The sequence below is a fragment of the Lentzea sp. CC55 genome, from assembly GCF_021056325.1.
In the GTDB taxonomy this organism is placed as follows: Bacteria; Actinomycetota; Actinomycetes; order Mycobacteriales; family Pseudonocardiaceae; genus Lentzea; species Lentzea jiangxiensis.
Genome location: NZ_JAJCXE010000026.1, coordinates 45,822 through 65,422, shown reverse-complemented (window position 1 = coordinate 65,422; position 19,601 = coordinate 45,822). Strand labels below are relative to the sequence as shown.

General features: G+C 73.6%; 12 protein-coding genes and 1 pseudogene. 9 read left to right on the top strand and 4 right to left on the bottom strand.

The genetic code is table 11. The features are described 5' to 3' along the window. The 5 genes and pseudogenes from L6E10_RS22560 to L6E10_RS22540 form a co-directional block, all read left to right on the top strand. Positions 1 to 253, top strand: a pseudogene (locus L6E10_RS22560) (hypothetical protein); the annotation flags it as partial. Continuing rightward, positions 234 to 1,409 (top strand): cytochrome P450, encoded by a 1,176-nt coding sequence (locus L6E10_RS22555; RefSeq protein ID WP_236221523.1) that lies wholly within the window; start codon positions 234 to 236, stop codon positions 1,407 to 1,409. The pseudogene L6E10_RS22560 and the gene L6E10_RS22555, both read left to right, overlap by 20 nt. 14 nt (positions 1,410 to 1,423) lie before the next feature. Further along, the gene (locus L6E10_RS22550; protein ID WP_236221522.1) at positions 1,424 to 2,653 is read left to right on the top strand and encodes an MFS transporter; all 1,230 of its coding nucleotides are present in this window, start codon (positions 1,424 to 1,426) and stop codon (positions 2,651 to 2,653) included. 16 nt (positions 2,654 to 2,669) lie between these two features. Further along, positions 2,670 to 11,414 (top strand): non-ribosomal peptide synthetase, encoded by an 8,745-nt coding sequence (locus L6E10_RS22545; protein WP_236221521.1) that lies wholly within the window; start codon positions 2,670 to 2,672, stop codon positions 11,412 to 11,414. Positions 11,415 to 11,534: 120 nt separating this feature from the next. Continuing rightward, positions 11,535 to 12,365: a MerR family transcriptional regulator gene (locus L6E10_RS22540; protein WP_236221520.1), complete on the top strand. Its 831-nt coding sequence runs from the start codon at positions 11,535 to 11,537 to the stop codon at positions 12,363 to 12,365. A gap of 459 nt (positions 12,366 to 12,824) precedes the next feature. Here L6E10_RS22540 and L6E10_RS40415 read toward each other — a convergent pair whose 3' ends face one another. From L6E10_RS40415 to L6E10_RS22530, 3 genes are all read right to left on the bottom strand, one after another. Further along, positions 12,825 to 12,950 carry a hypothetical protein gene (locus L6E10_RS40415; RefSeq protein WP_275676885.1) on the bottom strand — a complete coding sequence of 42 codons (126 nt, stop codon included), beginning with the start codon at positions 12,948 to 12,950 and terminating at the stop codon, positions 12,825 to 12,827. Between the two features lie 123 nt (positions 12,951 to 13,073). Continuing rightward, the gene (locus L6E10_RS22535) at positions 13,074 to 13,490 is read right to left on the bottom strand and encodes a peptidoglycan-binding protein (protein WP_236221519.1); all 417 of its coding nucleotides are present in this window, start codon (positions 13,488 to 13,490) and stop codon (positions 13,074 to 13,076) included. 16 nt (positions 13,491 to 13,506) lie between these two features. Then, positions 13,507 to 13,809, bottom strand: coding sequence for a hypothetical protein (locus L6E10_RS22530; RefSeq protein ID WP_236221518.1), 303 nt, complete (start codon positions 13,807 to 13,809; stop codon positions 13,507 to 13,509). 264 nt (positions 13,810 to 14,073) lie between these two features. Between L6E10_RS22530 and L6E10_RS22525 the strand changes: the two genes are divergently transcribed. Then, positions 14,074 to 16,944, top strand: a complete 2,871-nt coding sequence (locus L6E10_RS22525) for a BTAD domain-containing putative transcriptional regulator (RefSeq protein WP_236221517.1) — start codon at positions 14,074 to 14,076, stop codon at positions 16,942 to 16,944. Between the two features lie 133 nt (positions 16,945 to 17,077). Continuing rightward, positions 17,078 to 17,437, top strand: a complete 360-nt coding sequence (locus L6E10_RS22520) for an HIT family protein (RefSeq protein ID WP_236221516.1) — start codon at positions 17,078 to 17,080, stop codon at positions 17,435 to 17,437. Here L6E10_RS22520 and L6E10_RS22515 read toward each other — a convergent pair. Continuing rightward, on the bottom strand, positions 17,434 to 17,907 hold the full coding sequence (locus tag L6E10_RS22515) for a helix-turn-helix domain-containing protein (RefSeq protein ID WP_236221515.1): 474 nt from the start codon (positions 17,905 to 17,907) through the stop codon (positions 17,434 to 17,436). The genes L6E10_RS22520 and L6E10_RS22515 overlap by 4 nt on opposite strands. Before the next feature lie 85 nt (positions 17,908 to 17,992). Here L6E10_RS22515 and L6E10_RS22510 point away from each other — a divergent pair, with 85 nt between their 5' ends. Beyond that, positions 17,993 to 18,691 carry a nitroreductase gene (locus tag L6E10_RS22510; RefSeq protein WP_236221514.1) on the top strand — a complete coding sequence of 233 codons (699 nt, stop codon included), beginning with the start codon at positions 17,993 to 17,995 and terminating at the stop codon, positions 18,689 to 18,691. Between the two features lie 40 nt (positions 18,692 to 18,731). Continuing rightward, entirely contained in the window at positions 18,732 to 19,550 is an 819-nt protein-coding gene (locus L6E10_RS22505) for an SDR family oxidoreductase (RefSeq protein WP_236221513.1), read from the top strand. Positions 19,551 to 19,601 lie beyond the last annotated feature (51 nt).

Sequence of the window (19,601 nt, the reverse complement as noted above, 5' to 3'; positions counted from 1 at the left end):
CGCCGACATCGCCGTCGGCGCGACCTACCGGCACCGGCCGGGCCCTCCAGCCCGGTTCGCCGTCCACGCCCTGGCGGGCGCCGCCGACCCCGGCGCGAGCCCGCCGCGGACGTGGGCGGGCAGCACCACGGGCCCGTTCACCTCCAGGGTGCTGCCGGGCGGGCACCTGCTCGTCGCACCCGGCGACCCCGGACCGGCCGACCTCCTCCGAACCCTCTGCCTGGGAGCGCGCAGTGACCACCACGACCGTTGACCTGACCGACGCCCGCCTCTGGGCGGACCCCGGCACCGGCGCGCTCGTCGACGACCTGCGCGCTCTCGCGCCGGTGCAGCTCACCCACACCGCCGAGGACGGTCCGGTGTGGTCGGTGCTGTCCTACGAGCACGCCTCGGCCGTGCTCACCGACGCCTCCACCTACACCTCCGCCGGCGGCTCCCTGCTCGGCTCCGGCGGCTCCCCCGCCGGAGCCGGGAAGATGATGGCGCTGACCGACGGCAAGCACCACCGCGAGCTGCGCGCCCCGCTGCTGCCGTTCTTCTCCCCCAAGGGCGTGCGCGGCAGCACCGAGCGCATCAACGACCTCGCCGCGCAGGTGGTCGCGGACGCGGTGGCCCGCGGTCAGGTCGACCTCGTCGAGGTCATGGCCACGGTGCCGCTGGTCGTCATGTGCGACGTCCTCGACATCCCCGAGGCCGACCGCGACATGGTCGTGTCGGTGTGCGACGCGGCGTTCCTCGGCACCACGCCGCAGGACCGCAGGGCGGCTCACCAACGGCTGCTGCCGTACCTGTTCGACCAGGCGATGCGGCGCCGGACGGCGCCGTCCGACGACCTGATCAGCGTCCTCGCCACCCACCGGGTGAAGGGCAGGCCGCTGCCGATCGAGGACGTCGTCCTCAACCTGGACAACATCATCGTCGGCGGCGTGCAGACCGTCCGGCACACCGCGGCGATGAGCATCATGGCGCTGCTGGACAACCCCGCGGAGTTCCAGCGGCTGCGGGAGGGCGCCGTCGACGTCGACTCCGCCACCGACGAGCTGCTGCGCTACACCTCGGTCGGCCTGCACGTGCTGCGCACCGCCACCCGCGACACCCGGCTCGGCGGGGCCGACGTCCGCGCCGGCGACAAGGTCGCGGTGTGGACGTGGGCCGCCGACCACGACCCGGCCGCCTTCGACGCCCCGCACGAGCTGCGCCTGGACCGCTCGCCCAACCGGCACCTGGCACTGGGCGTCGGCCCGCACTACTGCATCGGCGCGCCGCTGGCCAAGGCCGAGCTCGGCGCGGTCTACCGGGCGTTGCTGGACCAGGTCGCCGAGATCGAGGTGACCGGGGAGCCGGTGCACAACCAGTCGATCATCAACTTCGGCTTCGACCACCTGCCCGTCACCCTGCACGCGCGCTGAGAGAGGTCCTTCCCATGTCCCAGACGACTGTCAGCGACGCACGCCCGTCCCCGCCCCGAAGGTCTCCCTGGTCCCGCGTCGGAGTCGTGCTGGGCGGCCAGGGCGTGTCGCTGATCGGCGACCAGGTGTTCTTCATCGCCGCGGTGTGGGCGGCCGCGCAGATGGGCGGCACCACCGCCGTCACCCTGGTCACCCTGGCCGAGTCGGTGCCCCGCGCGCTGGCGATGATCTTCGGCGGGGTGCTGTGCGACGCACTGGGACCTCGAGTCGTGTTGCTGCGCACCACCTCCGTGCGGATCGCGGTGCTCGCCGTCGCCACGGTGATCGCGCTGACCTCGCCGTCGGTGTGGCTGCTCGTGGTCGTGGCCGCGCTGGAAGGCGCGTTGCTGGGCCTGGGCACGCCGTCGTTCGGCACGCTCATGCCGCGCATGGTGGACGGCGAGCAGCTCGGCCGGGCGAACTCCGTGCGCACCATGGTGGCCCGGTTCGCGCCGATCGTCGGCTCACCGTTCGGCGCGTGGCTCGTGGCCGAGGGACAGCTCCCGGTCGCCTTGGGCGTGGTGACGGTCGGCTGCGTGGTCGCGCTGCTGTGCCTGGCCCCGGTCACGAAGGAGATCTCCGCCCCCACCGGCGCGCCCAGCGGGGTGCCGATGTGGAAGCGCACCGGCGACGGGCTGAAGCTGCTGCGCTCCGACCGCAAGCTGCGCCTGCTGTTCCTCTCCGCGCTGTGCCTGGACTTCGCGTTCGCCTGGCCGATGAACCCCGGTCTGCCGGTGCTGGTGATCGACCGCGGCTGGGCCGTCTCCGCCGTGGGCCTGGTGATCGCCTGCTGGGCGGGCGGCGCGCTGGCCGGAGCCGGCATCAGTGCCGTCGTCGGCGAACGCGTACCGCTCTCGATCCGGTTGGTGGGCAGCGGCATCGGCATCGGCGTGCTGCTGGTGGGCATGGTGCTCGCCCCGTCCCTCGCGGTGATGGCCGTGTTGTCGGCGGCCCTCGGCGTCTGCTCCGGGCTCAACGGGCCCGCGGCCGTCACGCTCTACCAGAAGGCGGCCCCGGCCGACCGGCTCGGCACCGCCATGGCGATGCTCGCGCTGGCGGGCATCGGCTGCGCCCCCTTCGCCTACGCCCTCTCCGGCGCCCTCGCCGGCCTCACCTCGCCCGAGCTCGCCTGGGCGGTCACCGCGCTGGTCGCGTTCGGCGGGCCGATCACGGCCGCCCGCGCGCTGCGGATCCCGTCCGCCTAGAAAGGAAAGCCCTGCCATGTCCGCACTGTCGTTCGGCCAGCAACGGTTGTGGTTCCTCGACCAGCTCGACGGTCCCGGTTCCGCCTACAACGTCCCGGTCGCCCTGCGGCTGCGCGGACCACTGGACATCACCGCCCTGCGCGCCGCCGTCGCGGACGTGGCGAACCGGCACGAGGTGCTGCGCACGGTCATCCCCGTCGTGGACGGGACGCCGGGGCACCTCGTCGTGGAGGACGCGAGGCCGCCGTTCGAGGTCGTCGACGCCGAACTGCCCGCGGCGCTGGTCGCGGCGGCGACGCGGCCGTTCGACCTCGCGACCGAGATCCCGTTGCGCACCACGCTGTTCCGGGTCGCGCCCGACGAGCACGTGCTGCTGGTGCTGCTGCACCACATCGCGGCCGACGGCGGCTCGTTCGGTCCGTTGCTGCGCGACCTCGACGCCGCCTACACCGCCCGTGCGGCGGGCATCAGCCCGGACTGGGAGCCGCTGGAGGTCCAGTACGGCGACTTCGCCCTGTGGCAGCGGGAGGTCCTCGGAGCCGAGGACGACCCGGGCAGCCTGCTCGCCGAGCAGCTGGCGTACTGGGAGGACGCGCTCGCCGGCCTTCCCGAGCGGATCGCGCTCCCCGCCGGCGGACGCGGCACCGGGGCCGGGATCGTCGAGGTGGAGCTGCCCGCGGCGCTCCGCGCACGGCTGGCCGACGCGACCCGTGCGGCGGGCTGCACCCCGTTCGTCGGCCTGCAGGCGGCGGTCAGCGCCGTGCTCGGCCTGAACGGCGCCGGGCCGGACGTCGTGCTGGGCACGCCGGTCTCCGGCCGGCAGGACCCCGCGCTGGACGACCTGGTCGGGTTCTTCGGCAACACCCTCGCGCTGCGCACCGACCTCTCCGGCGACCCCGGCTTCGCCGAGCTGCTGTGCCGGGCCAGGGAGACCGCGTTCGACGCCTACGCCCACCAGGACGTGCCGTTCGAGCGGGTCGTCGAACGGCTCGGCGTGGACCGCGGTTCCCGGGCGCACCCGGTCTACCAGGTCATGCTCGTGCTCCAGGAGGACTCGGCCCCGCCACGGCTGGGCGGGCTCGACGTCGCCGTGGAACCGCTCGACCTCGCCGCGGCCAAGCTCGACCTGAGCGTGGTGTTCGCCCACCGCGCCGACGGCGGCATGGACTGCCAGCTCGAGTACGCCGCCGACCGGCTCGACCGCGCCTTCGTCGTGCACCTCGGCGAAACCCTGGTCCGGTTGCTCGACCTCGCACTGTCCACACCGGACGTTCCGCTGTCCCGGCTGGGCCTGCCCACCGCACCTGCCCCGGCGCGCGAGGACGTGCCGGAACACGTCGAGGAAGAGGCACCGGTCCGCCGGGAACCGCGCGACGAACGCGAACGCATCCTTTGTGGACTGTTCGCCGACGTGCTCGGCCTGGAGGCGGTCGGCGTCCACGACGGGTTCTTCGCCCTGGGCGGGCATTCCCTGCTCGCGACGCGACTGATCAGCCGCGTCCGCGCGGCGCTGGGCGCCGAACTGGGCCTGCGCGCCTTCTTCCGCGCGCCCACCGTCGCCGGGGTCGCCGCCGCTCTCGACAAGGCCTCGGGCGCGGTCCACCCGCCGCTGGCGGCCCGCCCGCGCCCGGAGGTGGTGCCGCTCTCGCCGGCCCAGCAGGGCCTGTGGTTCCTCGCGGGCGTGCGCGGCCAGGACCGCGCCTACACGATCCCGCTGACCCTGCACCTGACCGGGCGCGTCGACGTGCCCGCCCTCGCCGCCGCCCTGCGCGACGTCGTCACCCGCCACGAGAGCCTGCGCACGGTGTTCCCCGCCGTCGACGGGCAGCCGCGCCAGCACGTCCTCGCCGAGTTCGGCGACGTGCTCACCTCGCACCGCTGCTCCGCCGCCGACCTCGACCGCCTCGTCGACGAGGCCGCGAGCGCCTCGTTCGACCTCGCCACCGACCTCCCGCTGCGCGCCACCCTGCTGTCCACGTGCGACACCGGGTCGGTGCTCGTGCTGGCCCTGCACCACATCGCGGGCGACGGCGTGTCGAGCGGCCCGCTGCTGCGCGACCTGGGCACCGCCTACGAGGCGAGGCTGGCCGGCCGCGAGCCCGGCTGGGCACCGTTGCCGGTGCAGTACGCCGACTACACGCTCTGGCAGCGGGAACTGGACCTCGACAGCCGCGTGGAGCACTGGAAGACGGTGCTGGACGGCCTGCCGGAGGAGCTGTCCCTGCCCTACGACCGGTCCCGCCCGGCGGACCCCACCCACGCCAAGGACGCCGTCACCGCCCGCGTCGAGGCCGGCACCCACGCCGCCCTCACCGACCTGGCGCGCGCCAACCAGGCCACGCTGTTCATGGTCGTGCACGCCGCCCTCGCCGCCGCGCTGACCCGCATGGGCGCGGGCACCGACGTCGTCGTCGGCACGCCCGTCGCGGGCCGCCCGGACGAGGTCCTGGACGACCTGGTCGGGTTCTTCGTCAACTCGCTGGTGCTGCGCGTGGACACCGGCGGCGGACCCGCGTTCACCGACCTGCTGGCCCGCGTCCGCGACGCCGACCTGGCCGCCTACGCCGCCGCCGACGTGCCCTTCGACCGGTTGGTGAAGGAGCTCAACCCGCCGCGCGTGCTCGCCCGCCACCCGCTGTTCCAGGTGGCGCTGTCGCTGACCGGCGGCGAGGGGGACGGTCCCCGCCTGGCCGGGCTCGACGTGCGCCTCGCCGACGGCACGCAGGGCAACGCCAAGTTCGACCTCACCCTGACCGTGGACGAGAAGCCCCGCGCCGGAGGCCTGGACTGCACGCTCGAGTTCAGCACCGACCTGTTCGACCCGGCCACCGCGCGCCGCCTGCTCACCGCCCTCACCCTGGTCCTGGACGCCGTCGCCGCCGATCCCGGCCGGGCCGTCGACCGCCTGCCCGTGCTCTCCCCCGCCGACAGCGCGCTGGTGCTGCACGAGTGGAACGACACCGGCACGCCCTTCCCCGACTCGACCGTGCACGCCCTGTTCTCCGCCCGCGCCGCCGCCCACCCCGACGCCGTCGCGCTGATCACCGACGACGCCGAGATCGGTTACGGCGAACTGGACGAGCGGTCGAACCGCGTCGCCCGGCACCTGCGCGACTGCGGTGTGCGGCGCGGGGACGTCGTCGGCATCGCGCTGGACCGCGGGGTCGACCTCGTCGCCGCCGTGCTCGGCGCGTTCAAGGCGGGCGCCGCCTACACGGTGCTCGACCCGGCGTTGCCCGCCGACCGCGTCCGCGAGATCAGCGCCGACGCCGGCGTCGGTGAAACCCTGACACCGCGGCGGATGGCGCAGGCCGCCGGGGTGCCCGCCGCGCCGGTCGAGGTCCCCGGCGCGCCGACGGACGCGGCCTGCGTCATGTTCACCTCGGGCTCCACCGGGCGGCCCAAGGGGATCCTGGGTTCGCACCGCTCGATCGTGGCCAGCCTGCTGTCGCAGTCGTTCCTGGACTTCGGCCCGGAGCAGGTGTGGCTGCAGTGCTCGCCCGCGTCGTGGGACGCCTTCGTGCTGGAGCTGTTCTCACCGCTGCTGACCGGCGCCGCCTGCGTGCTGCACCCCGGCTCGCGACCCGAACCCGCCGTCGTCGCCCGGCTCATCCCCCGGCACGGCGTCACGACCGCCTACCTGTCGGCCAGCCTGCTCAACCACCTCGTCGACGAGCACCCGAATGTCTTCGCCGGGCTGCACCAGGTGATGACCGGCGGTGAGGCCGCCTCCACCCGCCACGTCGGTGAACTGCTGCGCCGCCACCCGCACGTGCGCCTGGTCAACGGCTACGGCCCGGTGGAGAACATGATCATCGGCACGAGCCACGCCGTGGCACCGGCCGACGCGCTCGGCCGGTCCGTGCCGATCGGACGCTCCCTCGCCAACAAGCGCACCCACGTGCTCGACGCGGCCCTCCAGCCGGTGCCGCCCGGTGTGGTCGGCGAGGTGTACCTGTCCGGCCTCGGTCTCGCCGAGGGCTACCTCGGCCAGTCCGGGCTCACCGCGGGCCGGTTCGTCACCAGCCCGTTCGACGGCCCCGGCGAGCGCATGTACCGCACGGGCGACCTGGGCCGCTGGAGCGCCGGCGGCGTGCTGGAGTACGTCGGCCGCACCGACGACCAGGTCAAGATCCGCGGCTTCCGGGTGGAGCCGGGCGAGGTCGGCGCGGTGCTCACCCGCCACCCCGCCGTCGCCCAGGCCGCCGTCGTCGTCCGCGAGGACCGGCCCGGCGACAAGCGCCTGGTCGCCTACCTGGTGGCCGCGGACGGCAGCACCGAGTCGGACACGGACGGCACGGCCGAGGTGCGTGCGCTCGACATCACCCGGGATGGCGCGCCCGGCACCGCCGAGGTGCGTGCGCTCGACACCGCCGAGTCGGACACGGACGGCACCACCAAGGTCCGCTCGCTCGACACCACCGGGCCGGACACGGACGGCACCACCAAGGTCCGCTCGCTCGACACCACCGAGTCGGACACGGACGGCGCCGCCGAGGTGCGTGCGCTCGACACCACCGGGGATGGCGCGCCCGGCACCGCCGAGGCCCGCACCCCCGGCGCCGACGGAGTCCGTGCGCTCGACATCGCCGCCGTTCGCCGGCACGCCGCCGCCGCGTTGCCCGACTACCTCGTGCCCGGCGCGTTCGTCGTGCTCGACGCGTTGCCGCTCACGCCCAACGGCAAGCTCGACCGCCGTGCCCTGCCCGCCCCGTCTGCCGAGGCGCCCGCCGGCCAGGTCCGGCCGCGCACGGCGCGGGAGGAGATCCTCTGCGGTCTCTTCGCCGACCTGCTCGGCGTCGACGGCGTCGGGGCGCGCGACAGCTTCTTCGACCTCGGCGGCCACTCGCTGCTGGCCGCCAAGCTCATCGCCCGCGTCCGCACCACGTTCGAGGCGGAGCTCTCGCTGGCCGACCTCTTCGCCGACCCCACCGTCGAGGGCGTCGCCGCCGCCGTCGACCGCGCCGCGGGCAGGCCCGTCCGCCCGCCGCTGGTCGCCGGACCCCGGCCGGGGGTGCTGCCCCTGTCGCCCGCCCAGTCCCGGCTGTGGTTCCTCAACCGGCTGGAGAACCAGGGCGCGGGCTACGCCGTCCCGTACGCGCTGCGCCTGACCGGTGCGCTGGACCTCGTCGCGCTCGAGGCAGCCCTGCACGACGTGGTGGGCAGGCACGAGGCGTTGCGCACGGTCTTCCCCGAGGTCGACGGCACCCCGTGCCAGGTCGTCCTCGACGGCTGGCGGCCCGTGCTGGACGTCGTCGGCCTCGCCCCGGCGGACCTCGACACCGCGCTCGCCGACGCCGCCCGCGAGGAGTTCGACCTGGCCGTGGACGCGCCCGTGCGCACCACGTTGTTCGCCGTTGGCCCGGACGAGCACGTGCTGCTCCTGCTGCTACACCACATCGCCGTCGACGGCGCGTCCCTCGGGCCGCTGGTGCGGGACCTGCGCACCGCCTACACCGCACGGCTGACGGGCGCCGAGCCCGGCTGGGCACCGCTGCCCGTGCAGTACGCCGACTACACCCTGTGGCAGCGCGACCTGCTCGACTCGCTGCTCACCGGCCAGGTCGAGCACTGGCGCGGCGCGCTCGCGGGCCTGCCCGACGAGCTGGCGCTGCCCACCGACCGCCCCCGCCCCGCCGTCGCCACCCACCGGGGCGGCACCGTGCCCGTCGAGATCGGCGCCGCCCTGCACGCCCGGCTGCTGGAGCTCGCCCGGGAGCACCGGGTGACGCTGTTCATGGTCCTGCAGGCCGCGCTCGCCACCCTGCTCACCCGCCTCGGCGCGGGCACCGACGTCCCGATCGGCACCCCGGTCGCCGGTCGCGCGGACCGCGCGCTGGACGACGTCGTGGGGTTCTTCGTCAACACCCTCGTGCTGCGCGTCGACACCGCGGGCGACCCCGCGTTCACCGACCTGCTCGCCAGGGTCCGGGAGACCGACCTGCGCGCGTTCGAGCACCAGGACCTGCCGTTCGAACGGCTCGTGCAGGAGCTGAACCCGGCCCGCTCCCTGGCCAGGCACCCGCTGTTCCAGGTGTCGCTGGTGCTGCAGAACACCGGCCAGGCCGACCTGTCGCTGCCGGGCCTGGCTGTCGCCGAGCACGAGATCGGCGCGCAGAGCGTCAAGTTCGACCTGGGCCTGGGCTTCGCCGAGAACCCCGCGGGCGGGCTGGACGGCTCCCTGGCCTACTCCGCCGACCTGTTCGACGCCGGCACCGCCCGCGGCCTCGCCGACCGGTTCGTCCGCGTGCTGGCCGCCGTCGCCGCCGATCCCGGCCTGCGCACCCGCGAGATCGACGTCCTCGACCCGGCCGAGCGCGCGGTGATCCTCCACGACTGGAACGACACCGACGCCGACGTGCCCGCCACCACCCTGCCCGCCCTCTTCTCCGCCCAGGTCGCCCGGACCCCGCACGCCCCCGCCGTCGAGTTCGACGGCACCGGCCTGACCTACGCCGAACTGGACGACCGCGCCACCGCGCTGGCCCGCGCCCTGCACCGCGCGGGTGCCGCCCCCGGCCGCACGGTCGGTGTGGCGCTGCCGAGGTCGCTGGAGCTGATCGTCGCGCTGTACGCCGTGCACAAGACGGGCGCGGCCTACCTGCCCGTCGACCCCGGCTACCCGGCCGACCGGGTGGCGCACATGGTGGCCGACGCCGACCCGGTGCTCGTCCTGACGCCGGAGTCGCTGGCCGCCCTGCCCGCGGTCGCCGAGGACGTCGCGCTGCCGTCGGCGACCCCGGACGACGCGGCGTACGTCATCTACACCTCGGGTTCGACCGGCAAGCCCAAGGGCGTGGTCGTCCCCCACTCCGGCATCGTGAACCGCCTGCTGTGGATGCAGGACCGCTACCGCCTCACCCCGGCGGACCGCGTCCTGCAGAAGACGCCGTCGAGCTTCGACGTGTCGGTGTGGGAGTTCTTCTGGCCGTTGATCACCGGCGCGGTCCTGGTCGTGGCCAGGCCCGAGGGCCACAAGGACCCCGCCTACCTGGCCGACCTGGTCGAGGACGCGGGCGTCACCGTCGCCCACTTCGTCCCGTCGATGCTGGAGGTCTTCACCGCCTCCGTCGCGCCCGGCCGCTGCCCCGGCCTGCGCCAGGTCGTCTGCAGCGGCGAGGCCCTGCCCACCCCGCTGGCCGAGCGCTTCACCGCGGGCTTCGCCGCCCACCTCGACAACCTCTACGGCCCCACCGAGGCGTCCGTGGACGTGACCTGGCAACGGTTCGGGCACGACGCGACGCCGTCGGTCCCCATCGGCCGCCCGGTGTGGAACACGCAGGTCTACGTCCTCGACCCGGCCCTGTCCCCGGTGCCCGCCGGCGCGACCGGCGAGCTCTACCTCTCCGGCACCCAGCTGGCCACCGGCTACCTCAACCGCCCCGCGACGACCGGCCAGCGGTTCGTCCCGCACCCCCACCGGCCGGGCGAGCGGATGTACCGCACCGGTGACCTGGTCCGCTGGCACGACGGCGGCGTGCTGGAGTACCTGGGCCGCACCGACGACCAGGTCAAGATCCGCGGCGTCCGGATCGAGCTGGGCGAGGTCGCCGCCGCCGTCTCCGCGCACCCGTCGGTGGTCCAGGCGGCCGCGGTGGTCCGCGAGGACCGTCCCGGCGACAAGCGCCTGGTCGTCTACGCGGTTGCTTCGGCTGACCTCGACCCGGTGGCGGTGCGCGAGTTCGCGGCGCGGTCGCTGCCCGAGGCCATGGTCCCCGCGGCCGTCGTCGCGGTGCCGGAACTGCCCCTGAGCCCGTCGGGCAAGCTCGACCGCAGGGCCCTGCCCGCCCCCGACTTCACCCGCAAGCCCACCCGTGCGCCGCGCGACCACCGCGAACGCGTTCTCTGCGCCCTGTTCGCCGACGTCCTCGGCCTCGACTCCGTCGGTGTCGACGACGACTTCTTCGACCTGGGCGGCCACTCGTTGCTCGCCACCCGCCTCGTCGACCGCGTCCGCCGTGCCCTGGGGGTGCGCGCCACGATCCGTTCCGTCTTCGACGCCCCCACCCCCGCGGGGCTGGCCACGCGCCTGGAGGAGGCAGGCACCGATCCCCTCAACGTCCTGCTCCCGTTGCGCTCCAACGGTTCCAGGGCACCGCTGTTCTGCGTCCACCCCGCCGCCGGCATCGGCTGGGTCTACTCAGGACTGCTCCGCCACCTCGACGACCGCCCCGTCCACGCCCTGCAGTCCCGCGCCCTCACCGAACCGTGGACCGGCACCCTGGACGAGATGGTCAAGGACTACGTGGCCGAGATCCGCGCCGTCCAGCCAGAAGGCCCCTACCACCTGCTGGGCTGGTCCTTCGGCGCCCAGGTCGCCCACGCCGTCGCCACCCGCCTCCAGGCGGAGAACGCGGAGGTCGCGTTCCTCGCGCTCCTGGACGGCTACCCCGGCAACCCCGCCTCCCCCGCAGCCGACCTCGACCCCACCGCGGACCTGCTGGCCTCCCTGGGCCGCACCTCCCTCGACGACCTGGTCCCCGTCCTCGGCGCCCGCGCCGTGGCCGCCCTCCCGGCCGTCTTCGCCCACAACCGCCACCTCTCCGACACCCACACGCCCACGACCCCTTACCGCGGCGACGCCCTGTTCTTCCTGGCCACCGAAGGCCGCACCGACTCCTCACCCCACCCCGACGCGTGGACGCCGCACCTCACCGGCACCCTCCACGTCCACCCCGTCGCCACCACCCACGGTGACATGACCCACCCGGTGCCGATGGCCGAGATCGCCGGCACGGTCGCGGCCCACCTCACCGGCTGACCCACCGGACCGGCCCGTCACCCGACGGGCCGGTCCGGGCTCGACGGGCGGGGAGTTGCACCTGACGCAGCGGCATGTGCTGTCCTTCGCGGTACCCCCGCTCGAAAGGCACCGCCCGCGATGCACCTCTCGTTCACGCCTCCCCGCCACGTCAAGATCGGCGACGCCGCCGCCTTCGCCGGCACCACCCCGCGCGCCGTGCGCCACTACCACCAGATCGGCCTGCTCCCGGAGCCCGAGCGGGGCGCGGACGGCCGTCGCCGCTACGGCCACGACGACATGATCCGGCTGCTGTGGATCCGCAAGATGGCGGAAACCGGCATCAGGCTCGACGACATGCGGGCCGCGTTCGACGGCAGCCGCGACGTCGAGGAGAACCTGGACCGCCTGGAGGAGGCGCTCGCCGCCCAGGAAGCCGCCATCCGACGCCAGCGAGCGGCCGTCCGGCGCCTGCGCGCGGTGGGCAGCCCGCTGGGCCTGCTCTCGGACCTGGTGGCGGACCGGCTCCGCCACCTGCCTCCCGGAGCGCTGCGTCCGTCCGATGTGGACGCCCTGATGGTCACGGAGCGGATCTTCGGCGCGCGGGCCGCCGCGGTCCAGGCAGGTGTGTTCGTCGTGCTGGCCACCCATCCCGAACTCCGGGCCGAGGACGACCGCCTCGACGCGGCCGAAGCCGCCCTCGACGACGGCGTCGCACCCGACGACCCGCGCGTCGACGACCTGGCCGCCCAGCGCTTCGCCCACCACAAGGCACTGGAGCGGGCCATCGAGGCCGCAGGGCTGGACGCCGCCGACGAGGAGCTGTTCGCGGTCGACGACGACGGGGAGCAGGACAGGGAGATGAGCGCCTACGAAGCGTTCACCAAGATGCCCTACGACTTCTCCCCCGCCCGGATGCGCTGCGTCGAGCTCACGGGCCGGCTCATGGGGCAGGACCTCGCCGACGGCTGACGCCCGTGGTGAACTGTCCGCGCCGGACCGCTGCCTCGCCAGAAGTCGCGCAGGTACCTGGAGAACTTGACCGGAATGGCCGAGAGGTCTCACCCCAGGAGGTTGTCCTTGCCGGTGCACACCAGGAGTTCGTGGAGGACCCTCGACATCGGCCCGGGGTGCCCTGCGTTGTGGCGCTTGACGCTCATGAGTTCCTCGGCGCTCTGCTCCGGGTTCCATCAAGGCCCGGTAGTCCGACGGGAACCGCACACCGAACTCGCGCTCCACGGTGTCCCAGGTCAGTTCCGGCGGAACCCACCGGCGTCCTGACCGACCAGGCGGACGATCTCGTCCACATAGGACAAATGCGCTGCCGCGTTCGAACCCCATTCGCTCGTGACTCCTGCCGCAGCAACGCCCGGTCGTGGCGAACCGGTGACCGCTCCGAGGAGCGGCCACCGGAAAGCCGAGCCGACTTCGTCAGCGCACCCGGATCTCGGCGCTGGAACCGCCGTCCGGCCGGGCCTGCACCCTGGCCGTCTCCATGTGCTGGGACAGCACCTCCACGCGGCCGTCGCACGCCCGTGCCGCCATCGCGGCGGACATCGGATCCGTTCGCTCCGCGGGACAGGCGGCTCTGGCCGCCACCCCCGCCGGTGGCACCGCCGCCCGCGCCGAAGTGAGCAGCAGGACGGCGGCGCTCGCGGCCGCGATCCGTTCCGAGAACCGTCAGCAGATCCGCTCACCGGTGGCGGGGCTGTGCACGTTCCCCCACCAGCGCAGGTGCGGCAGGGTCTCCGGGCCGACGCGTCCGTCCACCCCGATCGCGGTGCCCCTGGCGTTGACGCACTCCTGGAACTCCCACACCGCCGCGGCGGTGATCGGGCCGTACTCGCCGTCGCGCTTGATCACGAACGGGAACGCGTTCCACGAGAGCGTGCGGTTCAGCAGGCACTGCACCTCCAGGACGTTGCCGCCCGTGGCGCCGGGACCGATGTCGTAGGAGTTCGAGACCCGCGGGCAGTCGGCCAGTGCGGTGACACCGCCGGACCGCGGGTCCTGGGCGGCGGACGCCGGCGTTGCCAAGGTGAGCGCCGCCACGAGGGCCGCACCGAGAAATGCCGGGATAACACCGTTTCTGCGCATTTTCACTCCTGGTCCGTCAGTTGTCGAAGTTGAGGGTGGCGCCCTGGTACGAATAGCGGCAGTGCAGCTCGGCCGAGTAGTTGCCGGCCGGCCAGCCCTTGCGCCAGATGTCGTGTTCTTCTCCGCGCTTCTTGTTGTCGCGCAGGATTTCCGGGTCTCCCGGAGCGTCGAGGTACCGCACGATGACGAACGAGTTGACCTCTTCCGGCTCGCCCGGCTCCCACGGTGCTCCCCACGGGATGCCCACCGTGGTGATGTGGGGATTGGCACCGCTGCCGACCCACAGCGGTGCCGTCTTGCAGATCCACCGGGTGGTCACCGTGCAAGACCTGTCGGCCATCACGGCCGGTGTGCCGGCCGTCGCCGGATGCCCCGTCGGACGACGCCGGTCAGCGAGGCCACGACGACCCCCGCGGTCCTGAGCCTGCCGGCGAGCTTTCTCCACCGCATGTTCTCCCCCTTGTCCACGCGATTCCGCGGTAGCTGGAAATTCGGCTGGAACGTCTGCGGAACACCCTGGAGTTCCTCGGTTTCACTGCGGTTTCATCGGCGCGGTGCCACCGTTGTCCCCGGGGAGGCAGTCATGAAGGTGCAATTCGGCGTGCTCGGTCCACTTCGCCTCGCGGTGGACGGGGAAGACGTCGAACTGGACCAGCCGATGCTCCGCCGTCTGCTCGCCGTGCTGCTGTGCAACGCGAACTCGCCGGTCTCCGCCGACGCGCTCGCCCACGCGCTGTGGCAGGCGAAACCACCCGCGTCCGCGAGGAAGACGCTGCAGCTCTACGTACACCGGCTGCGCAGGAAGCTCGGCGATCCGGACCGGATCGTCCACGGGCCGGCGGGTTACCGGCTCGTCGTGGCACCGGACGAGTGCGACGCCGACGAGATGCGGCGGCTGGTCGCGGACGCCCACGCGACCGTCGACCCGGGCCGGCGCACCGCGTTGCTGCGCGAAGCCCTCGGGCTCTGGCGCGGTGTTCCGCTCGCCGAGTTCGCCGACGTCCCCGCCGTGCTGACGATGTCCGACGCGCTGGCCGACCGCCGGCTCGCGGTGCTGGCCGAGCGCGTCGACGTCGACCTGGAGCTCGGCAGGCACGACGAGCTCGTGGCGGAGCTGACCGAGGTGGTGGCGCGGCACCCGTTGCACGAACGGGCGCGGGCCCAGCTCATGCTCGCCCTCTACCGCTGCGGCAGGCAGGCGGACGCGCTGGCGACCTACCACCAGGCGAGGGAACTGCTCCGCGACGAGCTGGGAGTCGATCCCGGCGAGGCCCTGAGCACCCGGTACCAGGAGGTGGTGCGGGCCGATCCGGTGCTGGACCTCCCGGCGCGGCCGAGCCGTCCCCGGCCGGCGCAGCTGCCCGCCGCGCCCCGCGACTTCAGCGGCCGGGTGGGCGAGCTCGGGGAACTGGACGCCGTGGTGGCGGGCGGCGCGGGCCTGGTGACGATCTCCGCGATCGCGGGTGCGGCCGGTGTCGGCAAGACCGCGCTCGCGTTGCGGTGGGCGCACCACAGGCGTGCCGACTTCCCCGACGGCCAGCTCTACGTCGACCTGCGCGGAGCCGCCACCGCCGAGCCGGTCGACGCGGCACACGCGCTGAGCGAGTTCCTGCGCGCGCTGGGCGTGCCGGCCGAGCAGGTTCCCCAGGAACCCCAGAGCGCGGCCGGGCTGTACCGGTCCCTGGTGGCGGACCGCAGAATGCTCGTGCTGCTGGACAACGCGCACGACGTGGACCAGGTCCGGCCGCTGCTGCCCGGCACGGCCACGACCGTGACGGTGGTGACCTCGCGGAGCCGTCTCGGTGGCCTCGTCGCGATCAACGGGGCGCACCGCCTGTTGCTGGCGCCGCTGAGCCCGCAGGAGTCGCACGAACTCCTCGTGGCGCTTCTCGGCAAGAGGCGGGTCGACGCCGAGCCCGAGGCCGCCGCCGCGGTCGCCGAGGCCTGCGGTCATCTGCCGCTGGCGTTGCGGATCGCCGCCGCGAACCTGCTGGACGAACCGCGCCGCCGTCTCGCCGACTTCGTCGCCGGCCTGGCCCGCAACCGGTTGTGCGCGCTGGAGGTCGCGGACGACGGCCAGGCGGCCGTGCGCTCGGTGTTCGCGCTGTCGTACGAACGCCTCGAACCGTCCGCGCGCAGGTTGTTCCGGCGGCTCGGCCTGGTCCCGGGGTTCGACGCGACACCCGAGGCCGCCGCCGCGCTGGACGCCACCGGCACCGCGGAGAGCACGCGGCTGCTGGAGCTGCTGCACGACGCCCACCTGTTGCAGTCCCACGTGGACGGTCGTTACCGGTTCCACGACCTGCTCGGGTTGTACGCCGGCGAACGCGCGGACGAGGAGGAGGACCCGCGGGACCGCGGGGTGGCGCTCGACCGGCTCTACGCGTGGTACGCTGGCAGGCTGGCCGCGGTGGACCGGCTGCTCGTGCCGTACCGCCCGATGGTCTTCGCGGCCGACCCGGCGGCACCGTTCGGCACCGCGCTCGACGCGCTGGCGTGGCTGGACGACGAGAAGTCGAACCTCATCGCGCTGGCCCGCCACGCCACGTCCACGGGACGGCACGACGCGGCCTGGCAGATCCCGTTCCTGATGGGCGGGTTCTTCGAGCACCGCGGCGCGTGGTCGCTCGGCACGCGCCTGCTGCGGGCCGCGGTCGACGCCGTGGTGGAACTCGGCGACGCCGACCTCGAATGCCCGGTCCGGGTGCAGTTCTCGATCGCCCTCGTCCGCGCCGGACGCGTCGCCGAGGCGGTGGTGGAGCAGCAGCGGTGCCTCGCGCTCGCGCAGGAAACCGGGAACCGGAAACGAGAAGCGGCGACGCTCAACAACCTCGGCTGGATGTACCACGAACTGGGCGACGACGCCCGCGCCCTCGCCTCGTACGAGGCGGCCCTGCCGGTGTTCACCGCGACGGACGACCGCGGTTACCTGGCGATCACGCTGCAGAACATCGGCGACGCGAAGTCGTTGCTCGGCGACTTCACCGGCGCGGTCGAAGCCCTCGAACGGTCACTGGCCATCGCCCGCGAGGACGGTCTCCTCGGCCAGGAAGGCGACTCGCTGGTCTCCCTCGGCCAGGCACACGCACGGGCCCATCGGCACCACGAGGCGGTCGAGCACTTCCGCGCCTCGCTGGCCCCGGTCTCGGACGCCGGCAACAAGATGACCGAGGGCCTGGCGCACAGCGAGCTGGGCCGCAGCCTCCGCGTCCTCGGCGACACCACGGCCGCGGCCGGCCACTTCGACACCGCCGCACAGCTCTACCACGACACCGATGATGTGCATCTCGCCGTCGCCGCCCATCTCGACGTGACCGAAGTGCACGCCGTGGCAGGCGATCTCGACGCAGCGCGCCGCGCACTCGAGATGGCGCGGCAACTGCACTTCCGGGCGCCCGACCCGGTCAACTCACGCCGTCTCGCCGCGGTGGCCGAGCGGGTCGGGACGCCGTGAACCGGTGACGCGGGTGAGCCCTGTCCGGTGCGCCCCGCGTGCAGCACGACGAAGTGAGCCGCGCCGTTTCCTGTTGCGCGAGGAAACGGGCAACGCCTTCCTCCAGTCGATCACTCGAATCAGGGTGGGGATCATGCCGACCACCCAGACCTGCACTTTCTGCTCCATCGCCGCGGGCGAGGTCCCGGCCGAGGTCGTCCACGAGTGGCCGGACGCGATCGCGATCATCCCCTTCGACGCCGTCACCGCCGGCGGGGGCCACGTCCTCGTCCTGCCCCGCTGCCACGTCGCCTCCGCGACCGAGGACCCCACGGTCACCGGCACCGTGGCGGTGCGGGCCGCCCAGCTCGCCAACGCGCTCGGCTGGGAGCACCTGAACATGATCGACAACGTCGGCGCCGACGCGTCGCAGACGGTGTTCCACTACCACCGCCACATGATCAGGCGCCGAGCCGGCGACCGGATCCAGCTGCCGTGGCCGCAGGAGAACTAGTTCCGCGCACCCGCCTCCACGTACGGCAGAAGACCGGGACCGGGCTCGGGCTGGACGTCGTGCGCCGTCATCAGCTCTCCACAGCAGTCGCACGCCAGCGCGACCCGTGCCTCACCGGTGCACTCGCGGTGCCGGTATCGCACGGGCGGACCGTCCGGTGCCATGTGGGCGTCGCCCCAGTCCTTGATCGCCATCAGGACGGGGTAGAGGCCGTGCCCCTTGCGGGTGAGCCGGTACTCGGCGTGGTCCCCGTCGTCGGCCTGCCTCCGCACCAGGATCTCGTGGTCCACCAGCCTGCCGAGCCGGTCCTGCAGGCGGCTGCGCGGGATCCCGAGGTTGCTCTGGAACGCGTTGAACCGCCGCACCCCCGAGAACGCCTCCTTCAGGACCAGCAGCGTCCACCGGTCCCCCAGCACCACCAGCGGGCGGGTGATCGAGCAGGGCAGGTCGGCGAGCTGTTCGTACCGCATGCGCGGAAGCCTACCGAAGGTGGTCTCTTTTCGAGACTGGTTCGTGCTAGCGTCGGCCCGGATCGAGACCGCGTTGGAGGTTCCCGTGAGCACGGCCACCGTCACGTCCCCGGACCTGCACGAGGCGCTGACCCGCCTGCTTGCCGAGCGGTGGACCTGTCGGCAGTTCCTGCCCGAGCCGGTTCCGAGGGACACCATCGAGCAGATGCTCGCCCTCGCTCAGCGCACCCCGTCGTGGTGCAACACCCAGCCGTGGCAGGTGATCGTCACCGAAGGCGCCGCGACGGACAGGTTGCGCAGCGGGCTGCTCGACCACCTGCGAACCGGTCCCGGCCAGCCGGACTTCCCCTTCCCCGCGCAGTACACGGGCGCCTACCGGGAACGCCGGCGCGAGTGCGGCAAGCAGCTCTACACGAGCCTCGGCATCGAACGCGGCGATCACGAGGGCGCCGCACGGCAGATGCTGCGCAACTTCGAGTTCTTCGGCGCACCGCACGTCGCGATCATCACCACCGAAGCCGACCTCGGCGTCTACGGCGCGATCGACTGCGGGCTCTACCTCAACTCGTTCCTGCTCGCTGCCCAGAGCCTCGGCCTCGGCGCGGCACCCCAGGCCGCGCTCGCGGGGTGCTCCGGCTTCCTGCGCGAGCACTTCGGGCTCCCGGACTCCCGCCGCGTCGTGGTCGGGGTCTCGTTCGGCCACCCCGACACGACGCACCCGGCCAACGGCTTCCGCACCAGCCGCGCGGACACCGAAAGCGCCGTGACGTGGCACTCCGCCTGATGCCTCTCGCGGTGGCGCGGAAGAACGCGATACTCCTGCCATGACGGCGAAAGCGGGCGCGGTCGTGACCGGAGCGGGACGCGGCGTGGGCAAGCTGGTCGCGCGGATGCTGGTCGACCGCGGCTACACGGTGCTGGTGACCGACGTCGACGAAGCCACGGCGACCGCGACGGCCACCGAGCTCGGCGCGATCGCACGCGTGCTCGACGTGCGTGACGACGAGGCAGTGGCGGCGGCGCGCGACGAGATCGTCGCCCGTGCCGGCCGGCTCGACGTCTGGGTCAACAACGCGGGCGTGCTCGTGACCGGTCCCGCGTGGGAGCAGGACGCCGCCACCCGGCGGCTGATGGTCGAGGTCAACGCCCTCGGGACCATCAACGGGACGGTCGCCGCGATCGAGGCCATGCGCGGTCGCGGGGGCGGCCACGTCGTGAACGTCGTGTCCCTCGCGGGCATCACGCCCGTCGTGGGCGAGGCGGTCTACGCCGCCTCCAAGCACGCGGCCATCGGCTTCAGCCTCAGCACCCTCGCCGACCTCCGGCAGGCGGGCGTGCGGGACGTCGCCATCTCGTGCGTCTGCCCGGACGGCATCTGGACCCCGATGCTGTACGACAAGCTCGACGACCCGGCGGCGGCGCTGTCGTTCTCCGGCACGCTGCTGCAGCCCGCCGACATCGCCGCCGCCGTCGCCAAGGTGCTCGACAGGCCGAAACCGGTCACCACCGTGCCGGGGTGGCGCGGAGCACTGGCCCGGCTCGCCGACACCTTCCCGCGCTTCGGCCTGCGCGCGATCCCGGTGATGGTCGCGCAGGGCCGCCGGACCCAGCGCAAGCTCGCGGCGCGCGGGCCGCGGGACTGAGCCGCGGGCCGGTCACCTCAGCCCCGCGACCGTGAAGGGCGATCTGCCGCT

What these genes read in the sequence shown, in the direction of transcription:
- L6E10_RS22550 (WP_236221522.1), top strand. Translation starts at nt 1,424, where the DNA reads ATGTCCCAGACGACTGTCAGCGACGCACGCCCGTCCCCGCCCCGAAGG.
- L6E10_RS22545 (WP_236221521.1), top strand. Translation starts at nt 2,670, where the DNA reads ATGTCCGCACTGTCGTTCGGCCAGCAACGGTTGTGGTTCCTCGACCAG.
- L6E10_RS22540 (WP_236221520.1), top strand. Translation starts at nt 11,535, where the DNA reads ATGCACCTCTCGTTCACGCCTCCCCGCCACGTCAAGATCGGCGACGCC.
- L6E10_RS40415 (WP_275676885.1), bottom strand. Translation starts at nt 12,950, where the DNA reads ATGTCCGCCGCGATGGCGGCACGGGCGTGCGACGGCCGCGTGGAGGTG.
- L6E10_RS22535 (WP_236221519.1), bottom strand. Translation starts at nt 13,490, where the DNA reads ATGCGCAGAAACGGTGTTATCCCGGCATTTCTCGGTGCGGCCCTCGTG.
- L6E10_RS22525 (WP_236221517.1), top strand. Translation starts at nt 14,074, where the DNA reads ATGAAGGTGCAATTCGGCGTGCTCGGTCCACTTCGCCTCGCGGTGGAC.
- L6E10_RS22520 (WP_236221516.1), top strand. Translation starts at nt 17,078, where the DNA reads ATGCCGACCACCCAGACCTGCACTTTCTGCTCCATCGCCGCGGGCGAG.
- L6E10_RS22515 (WP_236221515.1), bottom strand. Translation starts at nt 17,907, where the DNA reads ATGCGGTACGAACAGCTCGCCGACCTGCCCTGCTCGATCACCCGCCCG.
- L6E10_RS22505 (WP_236221513.1), top strand. Translation starts at nt 18,732, where the DNA reads ATGACGGCGAAAGCGGGCGCGGTCGTGACCGGAGCGGGACGCGGCGTG.